The sequence below is a fragment of the Bradyrhizobium sp. P2_E8 genome (assembly GCF_056403875.1).
Map to the genome: position 1 here is coordinate 1 of NZ_JBFUES010001323.1, position 1,683 is coordinate 1,683.

Sequence of the window (1,683 nt, forward strand, 5' to 3'; positions counted from 1 at the left end):
CCTTTTGTGCTGTCCATCCTCATGACGGCCGTGGTGTCGGTCATTTCGACGCTTCGAAGCCTCGGCGCAACGCCGGCCTTCCTCGCGACTTGGCCGGGCGCCTGGGCGCTGTCATGGCTGGTCGCCTTTCCAACGCTGCTGATGGTGCTGCCACTGGTCCGCCGGATCGTGGCCTGCGTCGTTGCTTCTCCGTCTCAGTGAACCGGAAAAGCGCCTGGCATCGCGCTTTACGACAGCGCCCCGAGCACGCCGCGCGTCGCCTTGTCGATCTCCTCGACATAGCGGCGGCGGGCGAAGTTCTCAGTGAGGAAGCCGACCACCTTGCGGCTGTCGGTGGAATCGACCACCGCCAGCATCTCGGCTTCCGCCTCGTCGAACACCGCCATCGCCGACTTCACGTTCATTTCCGGGATCAGCACGATGTCGATCAGACGGGCGAGCTCGATCACCTGGATGTCGTCGGCGATGGTGTCGAGGTCGCTGGAGAACAGATCGGGCAGCAGGACGAGGCCGACATATTCATCCGCATTGTTGACGATGACGATTCCGGGCCGCGAGCCCAGCGCGAATTCGCGGCGGACGGCAGCGATCGTCGTGGTCGACGGGACCTTGCCGACGTCGGAGCGCATCAGGCGCTCGACGGTCAGATTACGCAGCCAGCCGACATCGTTGGCGCTGCGGATGGTCTCGCCGCGCAGATGCAGGCGCCAGGTCGAGAACGAATGGCCGAACATGAAGCGGACGCAGATCGAGGTGACGATGCAACCGGCGAGCACGACGGCGGTGACGTCGACATTGCGGGTCATCTCGAGCACGAGGAACGACATGGTCAGCGGGCCGCCGACAATGGCGACGCCGAGCGTCGCCATGCCCGTCAGCATCGCGACCAGCGGATCAATCACGAATTCCGGGCTGATGAGCAAAAGGATTCCGGCACAGAACTTTCCGATCAGGCTGCCGACGAACAACGAGGCAAAGAACAGACCGCCGCGGAAGCCCGAGGCGAGCGAGATCAGGCAGGCCGTCAGCTTCAAAGCGATGATGATCGCGACCAGGCCGATCGTCATGTCGTGAAAGAGGTCGAGCACCATGGCACCGTGGCCGGCCGCCAGCACCTGCGGCGTGACGATGGCAAAGCTGCCGACGATGAGGCCGCCAATCACCGGGCGCAGCCAGACCGGTAGCCAGGCAAACAGGCGCTCGAACATCGAAGACGACCGCATCACGGCGATGCCGACGCCGCTGGTGATGAGGGCGAGACCGATCAGGGCCAGGTACTGCTCGACGCCGACGGCGCTGACCTTCGGTATCTCCAGCGAATACGGCGCGCCGCCGAGCCATTGCGCGGTCAGGGCCCCGGCGAGCGAGGCGGCCAGGATCGGGGCGGCGCTGCTGACCGAATAGACGCCGACGATCAGCTCGCAGGCGTAGAAGGCGCCGGTGATCGGCGCGCCGAACGCCGCGGCGATCGCGGCGGCCGCGCCGCAGCCGACCATCAGGCGCAGATCGTTGCGGCGCAGATTGAAGAACTTGCCGAGCAGCGAGGCGATGCCGGAGCCGATCTGGGTATAGCCGGCCTCGAGGCCGACCGAGGCGCCGCAGCCGTTGGAGATCAGCGTCTGGCTCGATACCACCAGGCTGTCGCGCATCGACAGATTGCCGCCGCGTAGCGCATTGGCCTCG

2 protein-coding genes are annotated in these 1,683 nt (G+C 65.7%); one reads left to right on the top strand and one right to left on the bottom strand.

Annotated elements, in window-relative coordinates; all coding sequences use genetic code 11:
• Positions 1-201: DUF2798 domain-containing protein (locus tag AC1D00_RS40055; RefSeq protein WP_477014496.1), on the top strand; the 201-nt coding region annotated here is incomplete at its 5' end.
• Positions 202-227: 26 nt separating this feature from the next.
• Here AC1D00_RS40055 and AC1D00_RS40060 read toward each other — a convergent pair.
• The coding region (locus tag AC1D00_RS40060; RefSeq protein ID WP_477014497.1) for a chloride channel protein at positions 228-1,683 on the bottom strand (1,456 nt) is incomplete at its 5' end.